Consider the following 21,041-nt stretch of genomic DNA (forward strand, 5'->3'; position numbering starts at 1 on the left):
ATGCATCGCCGCGCAAGCTTGGGGGGGTCCAATACAGGCTGTCACAAAAGCAGCCTGCCCGTCCGTGCGTTCCACTCCCTCGTTTTCTGCCGCCTCCAGCCGCTTCGGCGCCGGAGCGATGGCGCTCGCCCTGCTGGCGGGCTGCGCCGCGCCCGGCCCCGGCACCCAGCGGCCCGCCACGCAGGCGGTGGCGCCCGCCTGGACCGCCCCCGTGCCCCAGGGGCCGGCAGCGCCCGACCTGCGGGCCTGGTGGAAGCACTTCCACGATCCGGCGCTCGACGCGCTGGTGGACGAGGCGCTCGCGCGCAACGTGGACCTCGCCATCGCCGGCCACCGCCTGCGCGAAGCCCGCCTGCAGGCCGGCCGCGCGGCCGTGCAGTTCCGCCCCTCGTTCAGCGCGGGCGCACGCACCCTGCAGGACATCACCGCTACCGACACCTACTTCCACGCCAGCATCGACATGATCTGGGAGCTGGGCCTGTTCGGCGCGGGCGACAGCATCCGCTCCGCCGCGCGTGCCGAGGCCGATGCCTCCCAGGCCGACGCGCAGGGCGTGCGCGTGGCCGTGGTGGCCGACGTGGTGCGCAACTACCTCGACCTGCAGGCCGCCCGCCGCCAGCTGCGGCTGCTGGACGCCACTGCCCGCATCGACGACCGGGCCGTCGCCCTGGCCGACGTGCGCCAGCGCACCCAGACGGGCACGGCCGACGAGATTGCCCAGGCCCGCGCCCAGTCGGCCCAGACCCTGGCCGCCCGCGCCACGGCCGAAGAAGCCCGCGCCCGCGCCGCCCAGGCCCTGGCCGTGCTGCTGGGCCGCCAGGCACCCGATCCGGCCTGGCTCGCCCCCTCGGCGCCCGACGCCGTGGCCCTCGCGCCCTTCGCCTTCCAGACCCTGCCCGCCGATCTGGTCCGCACCCGTCCCGACGTGCAGGCCGCCGAGGCGGCCGTGCGTAAGGCCGAAGCCGCCCTGGGCCTGGCCCGCTCCGAGCTGTACCCGCGCATCTCCATCGCGGGCTCGCTGCTCTACTCCTACAACCTGACCCAGAACCGCCGCACCACCAGCGACGACATGCCGGCCATCGGCCCGGTGATCGACGTGCCGATCTTCGACTGGGGCCGCCGGCGCATGCAGGTCGATGCGCAGCAGGAGGCGCTGCAGGCCGCGCTGCTCGGCCAGGAACGCGCCCTGCGCGCCGCCGTGGCCGAGGCCGAAGGCGCTCTGGCCGCGCTGGCCGCCCAGCAGGCCCGCGCCGATGCGCTGGCCACGGTCACCCGCACCTGGCAGCAGCGCAACGATGCGGCTGGCACGCGCGCCCGGCTGGGCCTGTCCAGCGAATACGACGGCCTGGCCGCACGGCGCGCCCTGCTGCAGGCCGAAGCCGACCAGGCCACCGCCAACGATGCGCGCGCGCTCGCCTTCGTCGCGCTCTACAAGGCGCTGGGCGGCGCGCCGCTGCCGGCCGAGAGCGATGCCGCCGCGGCGCAGGCACCGCAGACGCCTGCGCAGGTGCCCGGCGCCCGGCCGGAGGCTTCATGATCGCGCTGGCCCGCAAGACCCTCATTCACGAGTGGCGCCGCTTCGTGCCCGCCGTGTTCGCCGTGGGCTTCTCGTGCGTGCTGCTGTCGGTGCAGGCGGCGCTGGTGCTGGGCATCTTCGGCAGCGCCGCCGTCTACGTGCGCGCCTCGGGCGCCGATCTCTGGGCCGGCTACCCCGGCACGCAGAGCGTGAACTTCGGCCGCGCCATCGGCCAGGACGTGAACCTGCGCCTGGCCATGGACCCGGCCGTGACCGCCACCGAGCCCTACCTCTGGGTGGACGGCGACTGGCGCAGCAGCCAGGGCAGCGGCGGCGGCGTGTCGGTCTATGTGTCCGGCATCCGCACGGCGGCCGACGGCATGCTGTTCTCGCGCCTGCTCGCGCCCTGGCAGCGCGCCGCGCTGCGCGACCCGGGCGCGGTCATCGTGGACCGCGAAGACCTCTCCACGCTGGACACCACCGTCGGCGGCCGGGCCTGGATCAATGCCCACCCCGTGCACGTGGTGGCCGCCGTCGATGGCCTGCGCGGCCTGGGCGGCGTGAACGTGATCACCTCCATCGATTCGGCCCGCGAGATCGCGGGCAGCGAAGGCTCCGCCGGCCCCACCTACGTGGTGGCCCGCACGCAGACACCGGCACAGGCGGCCCAGGTGCAGGCGCGCCTGGCGGCCGGTGCGCCCGGCTTCGGCCCCTTCGAGGTCTGGACGGCCAAGGACTTCGCCCGCCGCTCGCAACTCTACTGGCTGCTCGACACGGGCGCCGGCGTGGCCGTGCTCTTCATGGTCGGCATCGTCTGCCTGGTGGGCACGGTGGTCACCAGCCAGTCGCTGATGGGCGTGGTGGCCGGCTCGGCCCGCGAATACGCCGTGCTCAACGCCCTGGGCGTGAGCCGCCGCGCGCTGGGGCGCCTGGTGGTCGAACAGGCCTGCTGGATCGGCGGGCTGGGCCTGCTGCTGGGGGGCGCGGCCAGCGCCGCCCTGCTGGTGCTGGCCAACACCTACGGCGTGCCGGTGGCCATGACGCCGCTCACCGCCGCCGCCTGCGCCCTGCTGGTCGGGGCCGTGACCCTGCTCTCGGGCCTCTTCGCCATGCGCGGCCTCATGGCCGCCGACCCTGCCCTGCTGCTGCGATGACGTCCTCCGCCCCCCGCCCCTCCCTCGGCGCCGCCGGCCGCGTGCAGCGCGGCACGCCCAGCCTGCAGGCCATCGACCTGCACAAGTCCTTCGTCTCCGGCGTGGTGCAGGTGCAGGTGCTGCGCCAGATGAACCTGTCGATCCACGCGGGCGAGCTCACCCTCATCTCGGGCCCCTCGGGCTGCGGCAAGAGCACGCTGCTGTCGCTGCTGTCGGCGCTGCAGAAGCCCGACTCGGGCACGATCCGCGCCCTCGGCAAGGACCTCGCCTCGCTGGACGCGCGGGCGCTGGAGCGCTTCCGGCTGCACCACACGGGCTTCGTCTTCCAGGGCTTCAACCTATTTCCGGCGCTCACCTCGCTCGAACAGGTGCAGCTGCCGCTGGGCTACCTGGGCCTGAGCGCCAGCGAAAGCCTGCAGCGCGCGCAGGATGCGCTGGACGAGGTCGGCCTCATGCAGCGTGCCCACATGCGCCCGGCGCAGCTCTCGGGCGGCGAGAAGCAGCGCGTGGCCATCGCCCGCGCCATCGCCAAGTCGCCGCAGCTGCTCTTCGCCGACGAACCCACCAGCGCGCTGGACGCCGACAGCGGCCAGCGCGTGATCGACATCCTCCACCGCATCGCCCGCTCGCATGGCACCACCGTGCTGTGCGTGAGCCATGACCCGCGCCTCGTCCGGCATGCCGACCGCGTGCTCGGCATGGAAGACGGCGCCATCCGCAGCGACTGGCGCCAGCCGGACGCCGAGCCCGAAGCCACCGCCGCATGAACCGCCTCACCCACTCCCTCCGGACCGCGCCGCTGCGCACCGCCGCCACCACGGCCGCCCTGGCCGCCGTGCTGCTGACGCTCGCCGCCTGCAACGACCGCACCCCGCCCGCAGGCGCCGCCGCGGCCTCCGCCAACGGCACGAATGGCGCCAGCGGCAACGGCTCTGCCGGCACGGCGAGCGCCGCATCCGCCAACGTGGCCGTGGCGCGGGGCCGCATCGAAGTGAAGGGCGGCATGGTCGAACTCGCGCCGCTGCAGGAAGGGCTGGTCGAGTCGGTCGCCGTGCAGGAAGGCCAGCACGTCAAGCGCGGCCAGGTGCTGCTGCGCCTCTCGCCCACCGCCTCGCAGGGCGAAGTCAACGTCGCGCAGGCCGAACTGCAGCTCGCCGAAGCGCGCACCAATGCCCGCGCCCAGCAGCTGCCCGCGCTGCGCCGCACGGCCGCGCGCCTGGCCGAAGCCAGCGCTGCCGGCGCTGCCGAACCCCAGCGCGCCGAAGAGGCCGCCCAGGCGGTGCGCACGGCCGAATCCGATGTCGCCATCGCCCGCGCCGAGATCGACGTGGCCCGCCAGCGGCTGGCGCTGCTGCGCAGCCAGCAGGGCCGGCTGGAACTGCGCGCGCCCGATGACGGCATCGTCGTGCGCGTGAACACGCAGGCCGGCCAGCGCCTGCCGGGCTCCAGCGGGCATCCGGCCATCACGCTGCTGCCCCACCGGCCGCTGCAGGTGCGTGCCGAAGTCAACGAAAGCTATATCGCCGCCGTCAAGACCGGCATGCCCGCCACCGTGACCACCGATGGCGACGCGGCCCCGGTCACGCTGCCGCCCGCCCGCGTGGTGCGCATGAGCCCGGTGCTCGGCGCCGCGCGGCTGCAGGACGAATCCCAGCGCGGCCCCGTGCGGGTCGTCGAATGCATTCTGGAATTCGACACCCCACCCGCCGATGCACGCCCCGGCCAGACCGTGCGCGTCGCCTTTCACCGCTGAACCCACAGCCCCCATCGCAGGATTGCCCCATGCAAACCGTTTCCTCCTTCGCCCCCCACGACTCCCTGCGCCGCGTGATCCCCGTGGCGTCCGCCGCTGCCGAACTGCACGGCGACACCCCCGCCGGCTGGATGGTCCAGTGCGACTTCGACGGCACCATCAGCACCGCCGACGTGACCGATTCCCTGCTGCAGCGTTTCGGCCAGCCCGGCTGGCAGGCGCTCGAAGACGCCTGGGAGCGCGGCGAGATCGGCTCGCGCGAATGCATGAAGGGCCAGGTCGCGCTGCTGGACATGGACCGCGCCGAACTCGACGCGCACCTGGAGACGATCGAGGTCGATCCGCATTTCGCCACCTTCGTGCGCGAGGCCGAGGCCCTGGGCATGCCCGTGCAGGTGGTGAGCGACGGCATCGACTACGCCATCCAGGCCGTGCTGGCGCGCAATGGCCTGGGCCGGCTGCCCGTGATCGCCAACCGCCTGGTGCAGGCCGGCCCGCGCCAGTGGCGCCTGGAATCGCCCTGGGCCAGCGGCCGCTGCGCGCGCGCCAGCGGCAACTGCAAGTGCGAGCGCCTGGCCGAGCAGCGCGCGCTGCACGGGCGCGTGCTCTTCGTGGGCGACAGCACCTCGGACTTCTGCGTCTCCGGCCGCGCCGACTTCGTCTTCGCCAAGTACAAGCTCATCGCCCACTGCGAAAACAACGGCATCGCCCACGCGCCGTTCCGCGACTTCTCCGGCACGCTGGAGATGCTGCACCAGCTCGACGCGCTGGCCCCCCGCCAGCTGGAGATGGCATGAACGCAGCCGCCGCGACCCTGCGCGCCATGGATGACACGCCCCCGGCCGGCCACGCATCGGCCGCCGCGAGTACGGGCACGGGCACCGCGCACGAATACCTGCTCGAAGGCCACGGCCCGCTGGCCTCGACCGGCGTGCTGCTGATCCACGGCCTGACCGGCACGCCCAACGAAATGCGCCTGCTGGCCAAGGGCCTGAACCGTGCGGGCTTCACCGTGCTGGCCGTGCAGCTGGCCGGCCATTGCGGCACGCAGGACGACCTCGTCGCCACGCGCTGGCAGGACTGGGTGGCCAGCGCCCGGCGCGGTGCCGACCGGCTCATGCAGCACACCGGCCAGCCGGTCATCACCTGCGGCCTCTCGATGGGCGCGCTGCTGGCGCTGGCGCTGGCGATCGAGCGGCCCCGGCAGGTGGCCGGCGTGGTGGCGCTCTCCACCACCTTCCGCTACGACGGCTGGAGCATTCCGGGCTACACGCGCCTGGCCTTCCTGCTGCCGCTCTTCCGCGCGCTCGGCATCGGCCGCCGCAGCGTCTTCATGGAGGCGCCGCCCTACGGCATCAAGGACGAGGCCCTGCGCGAGCGCGTGGTCGCGCAGATGCATTCGGGCGACAGCGCCGCCGCGGGCCTGCCGGGCAACCCCTGGTGGTCGGTGATCGAGCTGCGCGCCCTCTCGGCCTACGTGAAACGCAACCTGGGCAAGGTGCACGCGCCCTGCCTGGTGATGCATGCCCGCCACGACGACATCGCCGCCGCCGGCAACGCCCAGGACATCGTGCGCGGCGTGCGCCACGCCCCGGTGGAGCTGGTGCTGCTGGACGACAGCTATCACATGATCACCATCGACCGCGACCGCCGCACGGTGCTGGCGCGCACGGTGGCCTTCGCCGAATCGATCGCGCAAAAGCAGCAACACCAGCCAGGCCAGGAAGGCTCCGCGCCATGACGCCAACGGACGGCGGCGGCATCACGCCGCTGGTGGCCCTGCTATGGCTGCTCAACATGGTGGTGGACACGGGCGGGCAGCTGGCCTTCAAGGCCGCCGCCACGGCCGACCCGCGCGCGGGCACGGGCCTCGCGCGCTGGATCTGGATGGCGCGCCGGCCCTGGCTCTGGATCGGCATCGGCTGCTACGTGGCCGAATTCCTCGTCTGGCTGGCCTTCCTCTCGCTGGTGCCGCTCTCGGACGGTGTGCTGCTGGGCTCGATCAACATCGTGGCCGTGATGGTCGCCGGGCGTTTCCTCTTCCGCGAAAAGCTCTCGCCCATGCGGGTGGCGGGCATCCTGCTGGTGTCGGCGGGCGTGGCCATCGTCGGGCTCAAGGGGTGATGCCATGAAACGCTTCTATGCCATCGGCTTTCTCATCCTGGTCGCGTTCGACACGCTCGCGCAGATCAGCTTCAAGGTCGCGGGCGAGCATGCGCTGCCGCTGGAATTCTCCGGCGCCTGGCTGCTGCGCGTCTTCGGCCAGCCCTGGATCTATGGCGCTTTCGTGGGCTACGTGGGCGCCTTCTTCACCTGGATGACGCTGCTGGAGCACGCGCCCATCGGCCCGGCCTTCGCGGCCTCGCACCTCGAAGTCGTCTCGGTGCTGGCGCTCTCGGCCATCCTCTTCAACGAGCCCATCGGCTGGCCGCAGCTGCTGGGCGCCGCGCTGATCGCCGCCGGCATCGCCTGCCTGGCGCGCAGCGAGGCCGAGGAGCAGGCGCCCCCGGCCGCCCCACCCGCGCCGCCCACGCCCCATGGCGCCTGAGGCGCCGCCCACCGCCGGCCTGCCGCTGGGCTGGCGCGACCTGCTGCCCGGCGGCGATGCCGATCTGGGCGGCGCGCTGGCACGCTTCCTGAACGTGCCGGCCGTGCAGGTGGAATGCTCCGGCACCGCCGCGCTGGTGGTGGCCCTCACCGCCCTGCGCACGCGCGAGCCCGCCCGCGACGAACTCATCGCCCCCGCCTACACCTGCCCGCTGATCGCCCTGGCCGCCGCGCATTGCGGCCTGCGGCTGCACCTCTGCGACCTCAAACCCTCCAGCCTGGACCTGTGCCCCGACGCGCTCGCCGCGCTCTGCGGCCCGCGCACGCTGGCCGTGCTGCCCACGCACCTGGCGGGCCGGGTGAGCGATGTGGCGCCGGTGCGCGCCATCGCCCATGCGGCAGGCGCCTGCGTGATCGAGGACGCCGCCCAGGCCCTGGGCGCGCGCGAGGCGGGCGGCGCCTGCATCGGCACCACGGGCAGCGACATGGTGTTCTTCAGCATGGCCGTGGGCAAGGGCCTGACGATCTTCGAAGGCGGCGCGCTGGTGGTGGCCGATGCCGGCCTGCGCGAGGCCTGCGCGCAGGCGGCCCGCAGCGTGGCGCCCTGGCGCTGGGGCTGGGAGCTGCGCCGCAGCGCGGAGCTGCTGGGCTATGCCGCGCTCTACCGCCCGGCCGGCCTGCCGCTGGCCTACGGGCTGCCGCTGCGCCGGGCGCTGGCGCAGGGCGACCGCATCGCGGCAGCGGGCGACGATTTCGACGATGCCATCCCGCTGCACCGCGTGGGCCGCTGGCGCCGCGCCGTGGGCGTGCGCGCCCTGGCCCGCCTGCCCGCCTGGCTGGACGAGGGCCGTGCGCGGGCGCAGCAGCGCACCGCCCTGCTGCGCGAACGCGTGCCGGAGCTGCAGGTGATCGAAGACAGCGCGGCCGTGCCGGGCGCGCAGGGCACCTGGCCCACGCTGCTGGTGCTGCTGCCCGATGCGGCCAGGCGCGAAGCCGCCATCGCCGCGCTCTGGGGCCAGGGCCTGGGCGTCAGCCTGCCCTTCGTGCATGCGCTGCCGGACTACCCTCGCTATGCGCGGCACATCGCCAACCAGGAAGGCGGCGGCTGGCCGCAGGCACGGGACTTCGCCGCCCGGGTGCTGGCCATCGGCAACAGCCCCTGGCTGGACGACGCCGGCTTCGACCGGATCTGCGCGGTGCTGCGGCAGGCGGTGCGGCCGGGCGCTTGAGCACGGCGCCGCGGCCATACGGCCTCACGGCCGCCGCTTGCGCCCCATCAGCTGTCCATCTCCAGCATGTCCAGCAGCCAGACGTTGAACGCGGCCTGCGCGGCCTGCCAGGCGGGCATTTCGGCCTGCTCGGCGCCGGTGTCCTGCCCGTCGCCCGCGCTGAGCCAGCGCTTCCAGGCCGTGGCGTAGCGGTGGGTGGAGACGTCGCCGGTCACGTCGCTGCCCACCAGATGGCCGCGCAGGCCGGTGAGCACGGCGGCCACGTGGCGCGCCTCCAGCGAGCCCTGGTCCCAGTTGGTGCGCACCACGCGGGGCGAGAACACGTCCTTGTCGATGCTGAGGTAGGTGGGCAGGCTCTGGCGGCTCAGCATGCACATCACCGCGCCGACCAGCGCATCCACGTCGGGGAAGGAGCGGAAGCGATCGCCCACGCCCAGCCAGCGCGACCAGCTGGTGTCCACGCCGGTGCTCCAGTAGGTGAGCTTGCCGGCGCGCAGCGGGCCCAGGTAGTTCTCCCAGGCATGGCCGGCTCCGATATCGCCGGAAGTGATGCCCACGACATTCACATGCGCCACCTGGGGCAGCATGGCCACGCGCCGCACCCACGAGCCGCAATGCACGCCGAAGGGAAAGCGCATGTTGTCGGGGTGGTTGTCCAGCACCAGCACATGCAGCGGGTTCGCCCGCGTGAAGCCGCGCGCGGCGATGCAGCGCTCGATCAGCGGCCAGCTCAGATGGTGGAAGTCGCCGCTGCCCAGGAACACGGTGCCGTGGGCGTTGAAGGCCGGCATGCGGGCGTCGAGCTCGGTGCGGAAGGCCTTCATGGTGCAGGTGGTGCAGCCGAAGCGCAGCCGCTCCTGCCAGGCGTCGCGCAGCGGCAGGCGCACTTCGCCCGGCAGCGGGCCCACGGAGGCGTCCAGGTCCAGCACCACGGGGGCGAGGGCCTGCGTCGTCGTGGCAGCGTCAGCAGCAGCGGTCGCGTTCATGGCTTGGCGCCTCCCGTGGTCTCGTCCTGCCAGCGGCTGTCGCTCTCGAAATGGCCGGCGAAGCGGCGCGCGAGCGCGCGCAGCACGGGGTTGCGCACATGCACGGCGTGGCGCGTCCAGGTGAAGCGCGCGCCCAGGCTGCGCTTGACCTCGGGGTCGGTCCAGCCGGCGATGTAGTGAGTCAGGCCCCGTTCGATCGCGTATTCGAGATTGACCATCCAGCTCACAAAGTAAAGATTGACCTCGCGCGCGGCCGGGTAGGACAGGCCGATGTACTTGTCCACCAGCCGGCCATCGTGCTCGTAGCAGAGGTTCCAGCCCAGCAGTGCGCCGGTTTCGGCATGCCGGTATTCGAAGCTGATGCCGCCGCTCGCGCCGTCGCGCAGCACCGCCGCGAAGAAGCTCCGCGTCAGACGGTCGAAATGTACTTCGCTCTGGGCGTGCACGGCTTCGTAGAGCGCGTAGTAGGCGTCCACGCGCGCATCCTGGGCGAAGGCATCGCCCGTGGGCACGCGCTCGATGCGCAGCTCGGCCCGGCTGCGCAGCTTGCGCCGCAGGTTGCTGCGGCGGCTGGACGACAGGCGCGCGAGGTACTCATCCACGCTGGCGAAGTCGATGGGCACATAGGCCAGCGCCTGGCCTTCGACCAGCACATAGCCCTGGGCCACGCAGACCTCGGCGAGCTGCCGGGCGTAGGCGTTGTCGGCCTCGCTCAGCAGCGGCGAATCCTGCGGGATGTCCTTGACGATGGCGAGCGCGTAGCGCCGCCCGGGGCCCGTGCGCACGGCCTCGGCCAGCGCCTGGGGCGTGGCGTCCTGCGGCAGCGGGGCGTATTCCGTCACCGTGGTGCCCACGAAGGCGGTGCGCACGCACAGCCAGCGCGACCAGCGCGCGTGGAGCGGCAGGCGGGCCAGGCGCGCCTTGAGCTCGTCATCCGCCGTGGTCAGCAGATCGAACGGCGCCTCGAAGACGGGCGCAGGCACGCCGCCCAGCCAGCCGAAGCCTTCGGGCGGATGGGCCAGCGCATGCTGCACGAGCGACTCGGGCTCCAGCCGGTTGCGCCAGCGCATCAGGAAACCTCAGCGCCCGGACGCAAGCCCCGCCAGCAGGCGCGGACGCCGCGCAAGGGCCGCCCCGCCGCGCTGGCGTCGCCCCCCTTCCCGCGAAGTGAGAGAAGGGAGGAGCGGCGAAGCTGCTCAGCGGGCCGGATCACTTCTTCGCGCGGGTCAGCAGCTGGTCCAGCAGCACCATGGCCTCGTCGATCTCGGAACGCGAGATCATCAGCGACGGAGCGAAGGTGATGACGTTCTTGTAGTAGCCGCCCACGTCCAGCACCAGGCCGCGCTTCTGGCCCTTGTATTCGAGCGTGCCTTCCAGGCCCATATCGACCATCTTGTCGAGCAGGGCGCGGTTGGGCGTGAAGCCGTCTTCGGTGCAGATCTCGGCGCGCAGGGCCAGGCCCAGGCCATCGACGTCGCCGATTTCCTTGTGGCGCTTCTGCAGGTCCTTCAGGCCTTCGAGGAAGTAGGCGCCGCTGTCGCAGACCTGCTTGCCGAAGTCCACCTCGTGGGTCATCTTCATCACTTCCAGGCCCAGGGCCGTGCCCAGCGGGTTGGAGGCGAAGGTGGAGTGGGTGGAGCCCGGCGGGAAGATCGTCGGGTTGATCAGCTCTTCGCGCGCCCACAGGCCCGAGAGAGCGTTCAGGCCGTTGGTCAGCGCCTTGGCGAAGACCAGCACGTCGGGCTGCACGCCGAAGTTCTCGATGGACCAGAGCTTGCCGGTGCGCCAGAAGCCCATCTGGATCTCATCGACCACCAGCAGCACGCCGTGCTCGTCGAGCACCTTCTTGATGCCCTTGAAGTAGTTGGCCGGCGGGATCACGTAGCCGCCCGTGCCCTGGATGGGCTCGATGTAGAAGGCGGCGTATTCGCACTGGCGGGTCTTGGGGTCCCAGACGGCGTGGTATTCGTTCTCGAACTTGCGGGCGAACTCGGCCACCAGCGAATCGCCGTATTCCTCGGCCGTCATGCCCTTGGGGCGGCGGAAGGGGTACGGGAAGGGCAGGAACTGCGCGCGGTCGCCGAAGTGGCCGAAGCGGCGGCGGTAGCGGTAGCTGGAGGTGATGCTGGAAGCGCCCAACGTGCGGCCGTGGTAGCCGCCTTCGAAGGCGAACATCAGGCTCTTGCCGTTGCTGGCGTTGCGCACGACCTTGAGCGAGTCTTCGATGGCCTGGGCACCGCCCACGTTGAAGTGCACGCGGCCGGGGCGGCCCCACTTCTTCTCGGCGTCCTGGGCGATGGTCTTGGCCAGCTCGATCTTGGTGGGGTGCAGGTACTGGCTGGCGATCTGCGGCAGGGTGTCGAGCTGCTGCTTGAGCACGTTCTCCAGACGCTCGTTCTTGTAGCCGAAGTTCACGGCCGAATACCACATCTGCAGGTCGAGGTACTGCGTGCCGTTGTCGTCCAGCATGTAGCTGCCGTTGCAGCCCGTGAAGATCTTGGGCGGGTTCACGTAGTGGACGGTGTCGCCGAACGAGCAGTACTTGGCTTCGTCCGCGAGGAGCTGGGCAGCGTCGAGGGTCATGGAACAGGGACTCCGGAAAAGATATTCGGCGGAGTGTGAGCGGCGAACCTTGATCGACTATCGAGCTTTTGTGCGCAATGTGTGCAGACGCCGGCGGGCGCACGAAAAAAACCCTGGGCGCCTCGGAGGGAGGAACCCAGGGCGCAAGCCCCGCTGGAGGGGAGGGGTCAAGGGAATCGACGAGAGAGTTTTGCGCGGGGCCGCCCGGAATGGCGGCGCAGGCCCCAAGGGGGATCAGCAGCCCGAGGGACGGTTGGGCCGCATGGGCACCACGCCCGTGACCACGACGGCGGCGCCGTCGGACGCCGTCAGCCGCTTGCCGGACAGGCGGATGCGGTCGGAGCCGCGCACCACGGCCACGTCGGACCAGTCGCTGGCGCCGAACTCCTTGCCCTGGAAGGTCAGCCACGCCTCATAGACGTTGACGCTTTCGGGGCGGTAGCGGATGTCGCCGGAAGCTGTGCCGGTGCTGCCGACCTTGTTGATGCCGTCGAAGCGGAAGGTGCAGACCTGGGGGTAGGAGCCGATGGGGTTCTTCTTGTCCACGTCCGTCAGGTTGACGTTGCCGTCGCCGTAGACGCCGTTCAGGCTGGAATCGCTCGCGGCGGTCACGGTGAGCACGCCGGTCTGTTCGCTGGGGGTCGGGTCGTCGTCGTTGCCGCCGCCGCAGGCGGTCAGCAGCAGGCTGGAGGCGGCGATGGCGGCGCAGGCCGTGAGCAGGGATTTCATGAGGGCTCCTGGAAGTCTGGGATCGGTTCGGTGAGCGCCGCCCGCTACAAAAGGCAGAGCGGCGCAGCGTGGAGCGATCGTAGAAATCCAGGCGGGGGCGGATTGTCGTCCCGCCGCAGCAGCGCCTGTAGGACTCGGCGCAAGCGCCGTGCGCGCGGCCGCCGGGGGCCCGCGCCCTACCCCGCCGGCGCGCCCTGCACGGCTGGCGCCCAGCGCGCTTCGGCATAGCGCAGGTCCACATGCGCCTGCAGAAAGTCCAGCACGGCGCGGGTGCGCGGCGGCAGCCGGTCGGGCCGGCCCACATAGACGGCGTGGATGGGCTCCAGGTCGCCGCAGTCGAAGGCGTCGAGCACGGGCACGAGGCGGCCCTGCACCAGGTCGTCCCAGGCGTGGTAGAGCGAAAGCCGGGCCAGCCCCGTGCCCTGCAGCGCCAGCTGGCGCATCACGTCGCCATCGTTGACGCGGATGACCTGGCCCGCATCCACCGCCACCCGCCGGCCCTCGACGAGGAAGGGCCAGTGCGCGATGGCGCGCGGGTAGTTCCAGCCCAGCCGCACATGGCGCTGCAGATCCTGCGGATGCGCGGGCATGCCGCAGCGCGCGAGGTAGGCGGGCGAGGCCACGACCACCTGCCGCGTGCGGCCCAGCAGCCGGGCGATCACGTCGGACGCCGGCAGCGCGCCCCAGCGGATGGCGATGTCGATGCCGGCTTCCGCCAGATCCACCACCTGGTCGGAGAAATGCAGGTCCAGGCTGAGGCCCGGCAGCGCCTCCAGCAGCCGCGGCACCAGGGGCAGCAGCAGCACCGTGCCGGTCGAGGTGCTGGCGCTGATGCGCACCGTGCCGCGCGGCTCGCTGCGCGCGGCCACCTCGGCCTCCAGCTCTGCCAGATCGGCCAGCAGGCGCTTGGCGCCCTGGCACAGCTGCGTGCCTTCGGGCGTGAGCAGCACGCGCCGGGTGCTGCGCTGCAGCAGCTGCACGCCCAGCCGCGTCTCCAGACGCGACATGGCCTTGCTGACGGCCGAGGGCGAGACGCCCAGGTGCCGCGCCGCGGCCGACAGGCTGCCGCGCTCGGCCACCAGCACCAGCGTTTCCAGGTCGGCCGAGCGATGCCCATCGGCCAGGCCGCCGCCCGGCAAAGGAACGAGGGCGGGTTCGGGCACTGAGGGCCGGGCAGGAGCGGAGGCAGGCATGGAACCTTCGGGCAGAAAGAGAAGGGCTGGAAGCAGGCTTGTCGATCTGTGCCCAGCAGGCACAAAGCCATTTCCATTATTCCATCTACACAAAGCTGGCGCCGGGCGCCACAGTTCAGCCCATCGCCATCCACTCCTGCGCATGCCGCTTTGTCCAGACGCGGCGCGCCCTGCCTTCCATGCCTTTATCCCTTCTCGCACTCGCCGCCGGCGCCTTCGGCATCGGCACCACCGAATTCATCATCATGGGCCTGCTCACCCAGGTCAGCCAGGACCTGGGCATCTCCATTCCCGCGGCCGGCACGCTGATCTCGGGCTACGCCATCGGCGTGGCCGTGGGCGCGCCCGTGCTCACGCTGCTCACCCGGCGGTGGCCGCGCAAGCGCCTGCTGCTGGCGCTGATGCTGATCTTCATCGCCGGCAACGCCGCCGCCGTGGTGGCCCCCACCTATGGCTGGCTGCTGGCGGCGCGGGTGCTGACCGCGCTCACGCACGGCACCTTCTTCGGCGTGGGCGCGGTGGTCGCCACCGGGCTGGTGCCGGCCGAGAAGAAGGCCTCGGCCATCGCGCTGATGTTCTCGGGGCTGACCCTGGCCACCCTGCTGGGCGTGCCGGCGGGCGCGTGGATCGGCCAGCACTTCGGCTGGCGCATGGCGTTCGCCGCCGTGGCCGTGGTGGGCGTGGCGGCGCTCGCCATCCTGGCCGCCTTCGTGCCGCGCGACACGGGCCGGCCCGCCGCCACGCCGCTCAGGCAGGAGCTGGCCGTGCTGGCGCTGCCCCAGGTCTGGCTGGGCCTGGGCATCACGGTGTTCGGCTTCGCCGGCGTGTTCGCGCTCTACACCTATGTGGAGCCGCTGCTGACGCAGGTCACCCACATGGCGGGCGGCGCCGTGGCCGTCACGCTGCTGCTGTTCGGCGCGGGCCTCGCCGCCGGCAACCTGCTGGGCGGCAAGCTGGCCGACCGGGGCGTGATGCGCGCGCTGGCGCTGTCCATCGCCGCGCTGCTGCTGGTGCTGGTGGCCGGCCGCTGGGCCTTCGGCCATGCGGCCCTGGCCATGGCCTATGTGGTGGTGCTGGGCACGGCGGCCTTCGCCACGGTGGCGCCCATGCAGATGCGCGTGCTGCAGCAGGCCGGGCCGCAGGGCAGCACGCTGGCGTCCAGCCTCAACATCTCGGCCTTCAACCTGGGCAATGCCATCGGCGCCTGGCTGGGCGGGCTGGTGATCGCCCAGGGCCTGGGCCTGCTGAGCGTGGCCTGGGCCGCAGCGGCGCTGGCGGCCGTGGGGCTGGTGCTGGTGGGCGCGAGCGCCCGGCTGGGCCGGGAAGGCAGCGGACAGCCACAGCCGGCCTGAGCCTGCCAAAGACCTACCGCGCCAGCACCGGCGCGATCGCCCGGCCGGTGTGGGTGCCCAGGCGCACCACCTCTTCGGGCGTGGCGGCGGCCACGATGCGGCCGCCTTCCTTGCCGCCTTCGGGGCCCAGGTCGATGATCCAGTCGGCCTCGGCGATCACGTCGAGGTCGTGCTCGATCACCACCACGCTGTGGCCGCCATCGACCAGGCGGTGCAGCACGCGGATGAGCTTGTGCACGTCGGCCATGTGCAGGCCCACGGTGGGCTCGTCCAGCACGTAGAGGGTGTGCGGCGCCTTCTGCCCGCGCCGGCCAACCTCGTCGCGCACCTTGGTGAGTTCGGTCACGAGCTTGATGCGCTGCGCCTCGCCGCCCGAGAGCGTGGGGCTGGGCTGGCCCAGCGTGAGGTAGCCCAGGCCCACGTCCTTCAAGAGCTGCAGCGGGTGGGCGATGCTGGGCATGCTGGCGAAGAACTCCACCGCCTCGTCCACTTCCATCTGCAGCACATCGCCGATGCTCTTGCCGCGCCAGGTGACGGCCAGCGTCTCCGGGTTGAAGCGCGCGCCGTGGCAGGCCTCGCAGGGCACCTTCACATCGGGCAGGAAGCTCATGGCGATGGTGCGGATGCCCTGGCCTTCGCAGACCGGGCAGCGGCCTTCGCCGGTGTTGAAGCTGAAGCGCCCGGCCGCGTAGCCGCGGGCCTTGGCCTCCAGCGTCTCGGCGAAGAGCTTGCGGATGGTGTCCCAGAAGCCGATGTAGGTGGCCGGGCAGCTGCGCGGCGTCTTGCCGATGGGGGTCTGGTCCACTTCCAGCACGCGGTCGATGGTCTCGAAGCCCGCCAGGCCCGTGCAGCCGACCAGCGCCGGCGCCTTGCCGGCATCCATGGCGTCGCGCCCGGCCTTGGTGGAGCGCTGCTGCACCCAGGCCTGCACGTTGGCCAGCAGCACGTCGCGCGCCAGCGTGGATTTGCCCGAGCCGCTGACGCCGGTGACGGCCACGAGGCGGTGCAGCGGCACGGTGGCCGTCACGTCCTGCAGGTTGTGCAGGCTCGCGCCGTGCACCGTCAACCAGCGCATGGCGGCGCGCTCCTTGGCATCCTCCAGCGCAGCGGCCTGCAGGGCCGCGGCCTGCGCTGCCCGCTTCTTGACTGCGGCGCTCTGGCGGCCCGTGGGCGCCTCGGCGGGCTGGGCCTGCGCCACGGTTTCGGCGTCCACCTCGGAGGGCTGCATGCTGCGCCGCGCCTGCAGCGGGTGGCGCATGGCGTGCAGCAGGTAGCGGCCGGTCTGCGAATCCTCGGCCGCCTCGATGTCGGCCACCGTGCCCTGCGCCACCAGCCGCCCGCCGCGTTTGCCCGCGCTGGGGCCGATGTCGATGATGTGGTCGGCGCGGCGGATGGTGTCCTCGTCGTGCTCCACCACCACCAGGGTGTTGCCCTTGTCGCCCAGCTTGTGCAGGGCGTTGAGCAGGATCTGGTTGTCGCGCGCATGCAGGCCGATGGTGGGCTCGTCGAGGACGTAGCACACGCCCTGCAGGTTGCTGCCCAGCTGCGCGGCCAGGCGGATGCGCTGTGCCTCGCCGCCCGAGAGCGTGGGAGCGCCCCGGTCCAGCGTGAGGTAGGAGAGGCCGACTTCCTCCAGGAATTCGAGCCGGCTCCTGATCTCGGGCACCAGGTCGCGGGCGATCTCTGCCTCGCGGCCCGAGAGCTTCAGCCCGTCGATCCACTGCCGCACCTCGGTCACCGAGAGGCGCGCCACCTCGGTCACCGGCACGCCCGCGAACAGCACGGCGCGCGCCACGGGATTGAGGCGCGTGCCCTGGCAGGTCGGGCAGACGGTGTCGGCCACGTCCTCGGCCTCGGGTTCGGCGAAGGTCTGCTCGCGGCCCCGGTCCTTGTCGTCCTGCACCGAGTCGTCGAAGACCTTGCGCTGCTCCTTGGTGAGCTTCACGCCCGTGCCCACGCAGTCGGGGCACCAGCCGTGCTTGCTGTTGTAGGAGAAGAGACGCGGGTCCAGCTCGGCATAGCTGGTGGCGCAGACCGGGCAGGCGCGCTTGGTGGAAAAGGCCTGCAGCGTGCCGATGCCCGCGGTGGGCTGGCCGGCGGCCATGGCGTCCTTCAGGCCTTCGAGCCCGCTCAGCACATGGACCACGCCCTTGCCCAGCTCGAGCGCGCGGGCCAGCGCGGCGCGCAGCTCGGCCTCCTGCGCGGGAGCCACGTCCAGGCTGGCCACGGGCAGCTCGATGGTGTGTTCCTTGAAGCGGTCGATGCGCGGAAAGCCGGTGGTCGGCAGGAAGTTGCCGTCCACCCGCAGATGCGTGTAGCCGCGCGGGCGCGCCCAGTCGGCCAGCTCGGTATAGACGCCCTTGCGGTTGACCACCAGCGGCGCCAGCAGGCCGATGTGACGGCCCTTGAACTGCGTCAGCAGTTGCGCGGCGATGCTGTCGGGCGTCTGCGGCTGCACGGCGGCGCCGTCGTGGATGCAGTGCTGCACGCCCAGCTTCACATACAGCAGGCGCAGGAAGTGCCAGACCTCGGTGGTCGTTCCCACCGTGCTCTTGCGGCCGCCGCGCGAGAGGCGCTGCTCGATCGCCACCGTGGGCGGAATGCCATAGACCGCATCCACCTCGGGCCGGCCGGCCGGCTGCACGATGCTGCGCGCATAGGCGTTGAGCGATTCGAGGTAGCGGCGCTGCCCTTCGTTGAACAGGATGTCGAAGGCCAGCGTGGACTTGCCCGATCCCGAGACGCCGGTCACCACGTTGAACTTGCCGCGCGGGATGTCCACCGACAGGTTCTTGAGGTTGTGCTCCTTGGCGTTCACGATCTCGATGGCGTTCTTGGGCACATGCCCCGTATCCGCCTGGGCACGGCGCTTCTCTTTTCGGAGCACGGCGGCTTTCTCGTGCACCGAGTGGCCGCCCTCGCCCAGGGCCAGCTCGTAGTCGCGCAACGCGGCGCCGGTGTGCGATGCCGGGTGCTGGCGCACGTCCTCGGGCGTGCCTTCGGCGACCACCAGGCCGCCGCCGTCGCCGCCTTCGGGGCCCAGGTCGATCAGCCAGTCGCTGGCGCGGATCACGTCCAGGTTGTGCTCGATGACGATCAGCGAATGGCCGGCGTCGAGCAGCTTGCGCAGCGCGCGCATGAGCTTGGCGATGTCGTCGAAGTGCAGGCCGGTAGTGGGCTCGTCGAAGAGGAACAGCGTGCCCTTCTTGGCGAGCGGCTGGCGGCTGCTGCTGGCGCTCTTCGCGGCTTCGGCCAGGAAGCCCGCGAGCTTGAGGCGCTGCGCCTCGCCGCCCGAGAGCGTGGGCACGGGCTGGCCGAGCTTCACGTATTCCAGCCCCACATCGACGATGGGCTGCAGCGCGCGGATCACGTCGCGGTCCTGCGCGAAGGCGGCCGCGGCCTCGCTCACGGTGAGCTCCAGCACGTCGGCCACGTTGAGCAGGCGGCCGCCGCGCTCGATGGTCACCTCCAGGATCTCGGGCCGGTAGCGCTTGCCGTCGCAGTCGGGGCAGCGCAGATAGACGTCGGAGAGGAACTGCATCTCCACATGCTCGAAGCCCGAGCCGCCGCAGGTCGGGCAGCGCCCGTCGCCCGAGTTGAAGCTGAACTTGGCCGCCGTGTAGCTGCGCTGGCGCGAGAGCGGCGCCACGGCGAACAGCTCGCGGATGGCGTCCCACGCGCCCACGTAGCTCACGGGGTTGGAGCGCGCCGTCTTGCCGATGGGCGACTGATCGACGAACACCACGTCGCCCAGGTGGTCGGCGCCGAGCAGGCGGTCGTGCACGCCCGGCGTTTCGGTGGCCTTGCCGAAATGGCGCAGCAGCGCGGGCGCGAGCACGTCCTGGATCAGCGTGGACTTGCCCGAGCCGCTCACGCCCGTGACGGTGACGAGGCGCTGCAGCGGGAAGTCCACCGACACGTTCTGCAGGTTGTGCTGGCGCGCGCCTTCGAGCACGAGGCGAGGCGTGGAATCCGTCACCATGCGCTTGATGCCCGAGGTGATCTGGCGGCGCCCGCCCAGATAGACGCCGGTCAGCGTGTCGGCGCGGCGCAGCTCGGCGGTGGTGCCGTCGAACACGATCTGCCCGCCGCGCTCGCCGGGGCCGGGGCCCATGTCGATCACGCGGTCGGCGGCCAGCATCACGGCCGGGTCGTGCTCCACCACCACCAGGGTGTTGCCCGCATCGCGCAGGCGCAGCATGGCTTCGGTGATGCGGTACATGTCGCGCGGGTGCAGGCCGATGCTGGGCTCGTCGAGCACGAACAGGGTGTTGACCAGCGAGGTGCCGAGCGCCGTCGTCAGGTTGATGCGCTGCACCTCGCCGCCGGAAAGGGTACGGCTCTGCCGGTCCAGCGTGAGGTAGCCGATGCCCACATCGCACAGGTATTTGAGGCGCGTGGTGATCTCTTCGTGCAGCAGCTTCAGCGCCTGGGCATCGCCCGCGTTCTCGGAGGCCTGCGGGCCTGCAGCGCTTGATTCGCCTGCGCCATCAGCTATCGAAAGAGGAGCAATCGCCTCCTCGCCCAGCAGCGCGAAGAAGCGCCGCAGCCGGTCGATGGGCAGCAGCATCAGGTCGTGCAGGGTGAGGCCGGGCAGCGCTTCGAGCTGGGCGCGGCTCCACTCCACGCCGTGGGGCATGAAGCGCTGCGCGGGCTCGACCACCGCATCGGCCGCGGCCTTGCTGCCGATGCGCCAGAGCAGGCTTTCGGTCTTCAGGCGCGCGCCGCCGCAGGTGGGGCACGGCGTGTAGCTGCGGTACTTGGACAGCAGCACCCGGATGTGCATCTTGTAGGCCTTGCTCTCCAGGTATTCGAAGAAGCGCCGCACGCCGTACCACTGCTTGTTCCAGTTGCCGTCCTTGAAGCCGGGCGTGCCCTGGATCACCCAATTCTTCTGATCTTCGGTGAGCTTGTACCAGGGCGTGTCGCGCGGAATGCCGGCCGCCTCGGCGTGGCGCATGAGGTCGTCCTGCGCCTCCTTCCAGGCCGGCGTCTGAATGGGCTTGATGGCGCCCGCGCGCAGCGTGAGCTTTTCGTTGGGGATGACCAGGCCGTAATCGACGCCGATCACGCGCCCGAACCCGCGGCAGGTGTCGCAGGCGCCCACGGCGGAGTTGAACGAGAACATCGAAGGGATGGGCTCGGCATAGCGCAGGTCGCTCTCGGGCGAATGCAGGCCGGTGGAGAACTTCCACAGCGCGGGCTCGCCGCCCTCCTCATCGGGCAGGCGATAGACGGTCAGCCGGCCGGTGCCGCGCTTGAGCGCCACCTCGATGGCCTCCACCACGCGGGCGCGCTCGGCCTTGGCGAGGCGGAAGCGGTCGGCCACCACGTCCAGCAGCTTGCGGCCGCCCTGCTCGCGCTCGGCCTGCACCTTGGTGAAGCCGCTGGCGGACAGCCACTGTTCGACCTGCTCGGGCGAAGTGTTGGCCGGCAGCTCGACCGGGAAGGTCAGCACGATGCGCGGATCGCCCGCGCTGGCGCAGCGCTGCTGCAGTTCGGCATAGATGCTGTCGGGCGAATCGTGGCGCACGGGCTGCGCGGTCTTGCGGTCGAAGAGCCGGCCGGCGCGCGCGAAGAGCAGCTTCAGGTGGTCGTTGAGCTCCGTCATCGTGCCCACGGTGGAGCGCGAGGAACGCACGGGGTTGGTCTGGTCGATGGCGATGGCCGGCGGCACGCCTTCGACCTTGTCCACCGCCGGCTTGTCCATGCGGTCGAGGAACTGGCGCGCATAGGCGCTGAAGGTCTCGACGTAGCGGCGCTGGCCCTCGGCATAGAGCGTGTCGAACACCAGGCTGGACTTGCCCGAACCGCTGGGGCCGGTCACCACGGTCAACTCGCCGGTGCGGATGTCGAGGTCGATGTCCTTGAGGTTGTGCTGGCGGGCGCCGTGGATGCGGATCAGTCCCTGGGTCATGGGGTGGGGGTCTTTCTGCTGGAGGGGGCGGGCCATTCTAGGCACCGCGCGGCAGCGCTGCCTGTCGGCGAAGAGGACGCGA

Annotated in this window: 16 protein-coding genes; 10 read left to right on the top strand and 6 right to left on the bottom strand. The window is 71.6% G+C overall.

From position 1 onward, the window contains the following. Positions 1–64 precede the first annotated feature (64 nt). From BM070_RS13330 to BM070_RS13370, 9 genes are all read left to right on the top strand, one after another. Complete coding sequence (locus BM070_RS13330; RefSeq protein ID WP_245785217.1) at positions 65–1,537, top strand: efflux transporter outer membrane subunit; 1,473 nt, start codon at positions 65–67, stop codon at positions 1,535–1,537. Then, positions 1,534–2,670 (top strand): FtsX-like permease family protein, encoded by a 1,137-nt coding sequence (locus BM070_RS13335; protein ID WP_092939899.1) that lies wholly within the window; start codon positions 1,534–1,536, stop codon positions 2,668–2,670. The genes BM070_RS13330 and BM070_RS13335 overlap by 4 nt, the downstream gene beginning before the upstream one ends. Beyond that, positions 2,667–3,437, top strand: coding sequence for an ABC transporter ATP-binding protein (locus BM070_RS13340; protein WP_092939900.1), 771 nt, complete (start codon positions 2,667–2,669; stop codon positions 3,435–3,437). The genes BM070_RS13335 and BM070_RS13340 overlap by 4 nt, the downstream gene beginning before the upstream one ends. Then, the gene (locus BM070_RS13345; protein ID WP_092939901.1) at positions 3,434–4,423 is read left to right on the top strand and encodes an efflux RND transporter periplasmic adaptor subunit; all 990 of its coding nucleotides are present in this window, start codon (positions 3,434–3,436) and stop codon (positions 4,421–4,423) included. The genes BM070_RS13340 and BM070_RS13345 overlap by 4 nt, the downstream gene beginning before the upstream one ends. A gap of 131 nt (positions 4,424–4,554) precedes the next feature. Further along, positions 4,555–5,220 (top strand): MtnX-like HAD-IB family phosphatase, encoded by a 666-nt coding sequence (locus tag BM070_RS13350; protein WP_245785225.1) that lies wholly within the window; start codon positions 4,555–4,557, stop codon positions 5,218–5,220. A 26-nt stretch (positions 5,221–5,246) separates the two neighbouring features. Further along, positions 5,247–6,164, top strand: a complete 918-nt coding sequence (locus BM070_RS13355; protein ID WP_092940004.1) for an alpha/beta hydrolase — start codon at positions 5,247–5,249, stop codon at positions 6,162–6,164. Continuing rightward, positions 6,161–6,547 carry a DMT family transporter gene (locus BM070_RS13360; RefSeq protein WP_092939903.1) on the top strand — a complete coding sequence of 129 codons (387 nt, stop codon included), beginning with the start codon at positions 6,161–6,163 and terminating at the stop codon, positions 6,545–6,547. The genes BM070_RS13355 and BM070_RS13360 overlap by 4 nt, the downstream gene beginning before the upstream one ends. A gap of 4 nt (positions 6,548–6,551) precedes the next feature. Next, on the top strand, positions 6,552–6,971 hold the full coding sequence (locus tag BM070_RS13365) for an EamA family transporter (RefSeq protein ID WP_092939904.1): 420 nt from the start codon (positions 6,552–6,554) through the stop codon (positions 6,969–6,971). Next, on the top strand, positions 6,961–8,199 hold the full coding sequence (locus tag BM070_RS13370; RefSeq protein WP_092939905.1) for a DegT/DnrJ/EryC1/StrS family aminotransferase: 1,239 nt from the start codon (positions 6,961–6,963) through the stop codon (positions 8,197–8,199). Before BM070_RS13365 ends, BM070_RS13370 begins: the two co-directional genes overlap by 11 nt. A 47-nt stretch (positions 8,200–8,246) precedes the next feature. Here BM070_RS13370 and BM070_RS13375 read toward each other — a convergent pair whose 3' ends face one another. The 5 genes from BM070_RS13375 to BM070_RS13395 form a co-directional block, all read right to left on the bottom strand. Next, positions 8,247–9,185, bottom strand: coding sequence for an arginase family protein (locus BM070_RS13375; RefSeq protein WP_092939906.1), 939 nt, complete (start codon positions 9,183–9,185; stop codon positions 8,247–8,249). Continuing rightward, on the bottom strand, positions 9,182–10,255 hold the full coding sequence (locus tag BM070_RS13380; RefSeq protein WP_092939907.1) for a GNAT family N-acetyltransferase: 1,074 nt from the start codon (positions 10,253–10,255) through the stop codon (positions 9,182–9,184). The genes BM070_RS13375 and BM070_RS13380 overlap by 4 nt, the downstream gene beginning before the upstream one ends. 139 nt (positions 10,256–10,394) lie before the next feature. Further along, a complete protein-coding gene (locus BM070_RS13385) occupies positions 10,395–11,768 on the bottom strand; it encodes an aspartate aminotransferase family protein (protein WP_092939908.1) in 1,374 nt (457 codons plus the stop codon). 234 nt (positions 11,769–12,002) lie between these two features. Beyond that, a complete protein-coding gene (locus BM070_RS13390) occupies positions 12,003–12,497 on the bottom strand; it encodes a hypothetical protein (protein WP_092939909.1) in 495 nt (164 codons plus the stop codon). A 176-nt stretch (positions 12,498–12,673) separates the two neighbouring features. Next, on the bottom strand, positions 12,674–13,690 hold the full coding sequence (locus BM070_RS13395) for a LysR family transcriptional regulator (RefSeq protein WP_092939910.1): 1,017 nt from the start codon (positions 13,688–13,690) through the stop codon (positions 12,674–12,676). A gap of 179 nt (positions 13,691–13,869) precedes the next feature. Between BM070_RS13395 and BM070_RS13400 the strand changes: the two genes are divergently transcribed. Next, entirely contained in the window at positions 13,870–15,042 is a 1,173-nt protein-coding gene (locus BM070_RS13400; RefSeq protein ID WP_092939911.1) for an MFS transporter, read from the top strand. A gap of 13 nt (positions 15,043–15,055) precedes the next feature. Here the strand turns inward: BM070_RS13400 and uvrA are convergent, their stop codons facing one another. Beyond that, entirely contained in the window at positions 15,056–20,959 is a 5,904-nt protein-coding gene (gene uvrA / locus BM070_RS13405; RefSeq protein WP_092940005.1) for an excinuclease ABC subunit UvrA, read from the bottom strand. Positions 20,960–21,041: the final 82 nt, after the last annotated feature.

It is taken from the genome of Paracidovorax wautersii (genome assembly GCF_900113035.1).
Classification (GTDB): domain Bacteria; phylum Pseudomonadota; class Gammaproteobacteria; order Burkholderiales; family Burkholderiaceae_C; genus Paracidovorax; species Paracidovorax wautersii.

Bases quoted from the DNA above. Each gene is read 5' to 3' on its own strand.
- BM070_RS13335 (WP_092939899.1), top strand. From the start codon at position 1,534: ATGATCGCGCTGGCCCGCAAGACCCTCATTCACGAGTGGCGCCGCTTC.
- BM070_RS13340 (WP_092939900.1), top strand. From the start codon at position 2,667: ATGACGTCCTCCGCCCCCCGCCCCTCCCTCGGCGCCGCCGGCCGCGTG.
- BM070_RS13345 (WP_092939901.1), top strand. From the start codon at position 3,434: ATGAACCGCCTCACCCACTCCCTCCGGACCGCGCCGCTGCGCACCGCC.
- BM070_RS13350 (WP_245785225.1), top strand. From the start codon at position 4,555: ATGGTCCAGTGCGACTTCGACGGCACCATCAGCACCGCCGACGTGACC.
- BM070_RS13355 (WP_092940004.1), top strand. From the start codon at position 5,247: ATGGATGACACGCCCCCGGCCGGCCACGCATCGGCCGCCGCGAGTACG.
- BM070_RS13360 (WP_092939903.1), top strand. From the start codon at position 6,161: ATGACGCCAACGGACGGCGGCGGCATCACGCCGCTGGTGGCCCTGCTA.
- BM070_RS13365 (WP_092939904.1), top strand. From the start codon at position 6,552: ATGAAACGCTTCTATGCCATCGGCTTTCTCATCCTGGTCGCGTTCGAC.
- BM070_RS13370 (WP_092939905.1), top strand. From the start codon at position 6,961: ATGGCGCCTGAGGCGCCGCCCACCGCCGGCCTGCCGCTGGGCTGGCGC.
- BM070_RS13375 (WP_092939906.1), bottom strand. From the start codon at position 9,185: ATGAACGCGACCGCTGCTGCTGACGCTGCCACGACGACGCAGGCCCTC.
- BM070_RS13380 (WP_092939907.1), bottom strand. From the start codon at position 10,255: ATGCGCTGGCGCAACCGGCTGGAGCCCGAGTCGCTCGTGCAGCATGCG.
- BM070_RS13385 (WP_092939908.1), bottom strand. From the start codon at position 11,768: ATGACCCTCGACGCTGCCCAGCTCCTCGCGGACGAAGCCAAGTACTGC.
- BM070_RS13390 (WP_092939909.1), bottom strand. From the start codon at position 12,497: ATGAAATCCCTGCTCACGGCCTGCGCCGCCATCGCCGCCTCCAGCCTG.
- BM070_RS13395 (WP_092939910.1), bottom strand. From the start codon at position 13,690: ATGCCTGCCTCCGCTCCTGCCCGGCCCTCAGTGCCCGAACCCGCCCTC.
- BM070_RS13400 (WP_092939911.1), top strand. From the start codon at position 13,870: ATGCCTTTATCCCTTCTCGCACTCGCCGCCGGCGCCTTCGGCATCGGC.
- uvrA (WP_092940005.1), bottom strand. From the start codon at position 20,959: ATGACCCAGGGACTGATCCGCATCCACGGCGCCCGCCAGCACAACCTC.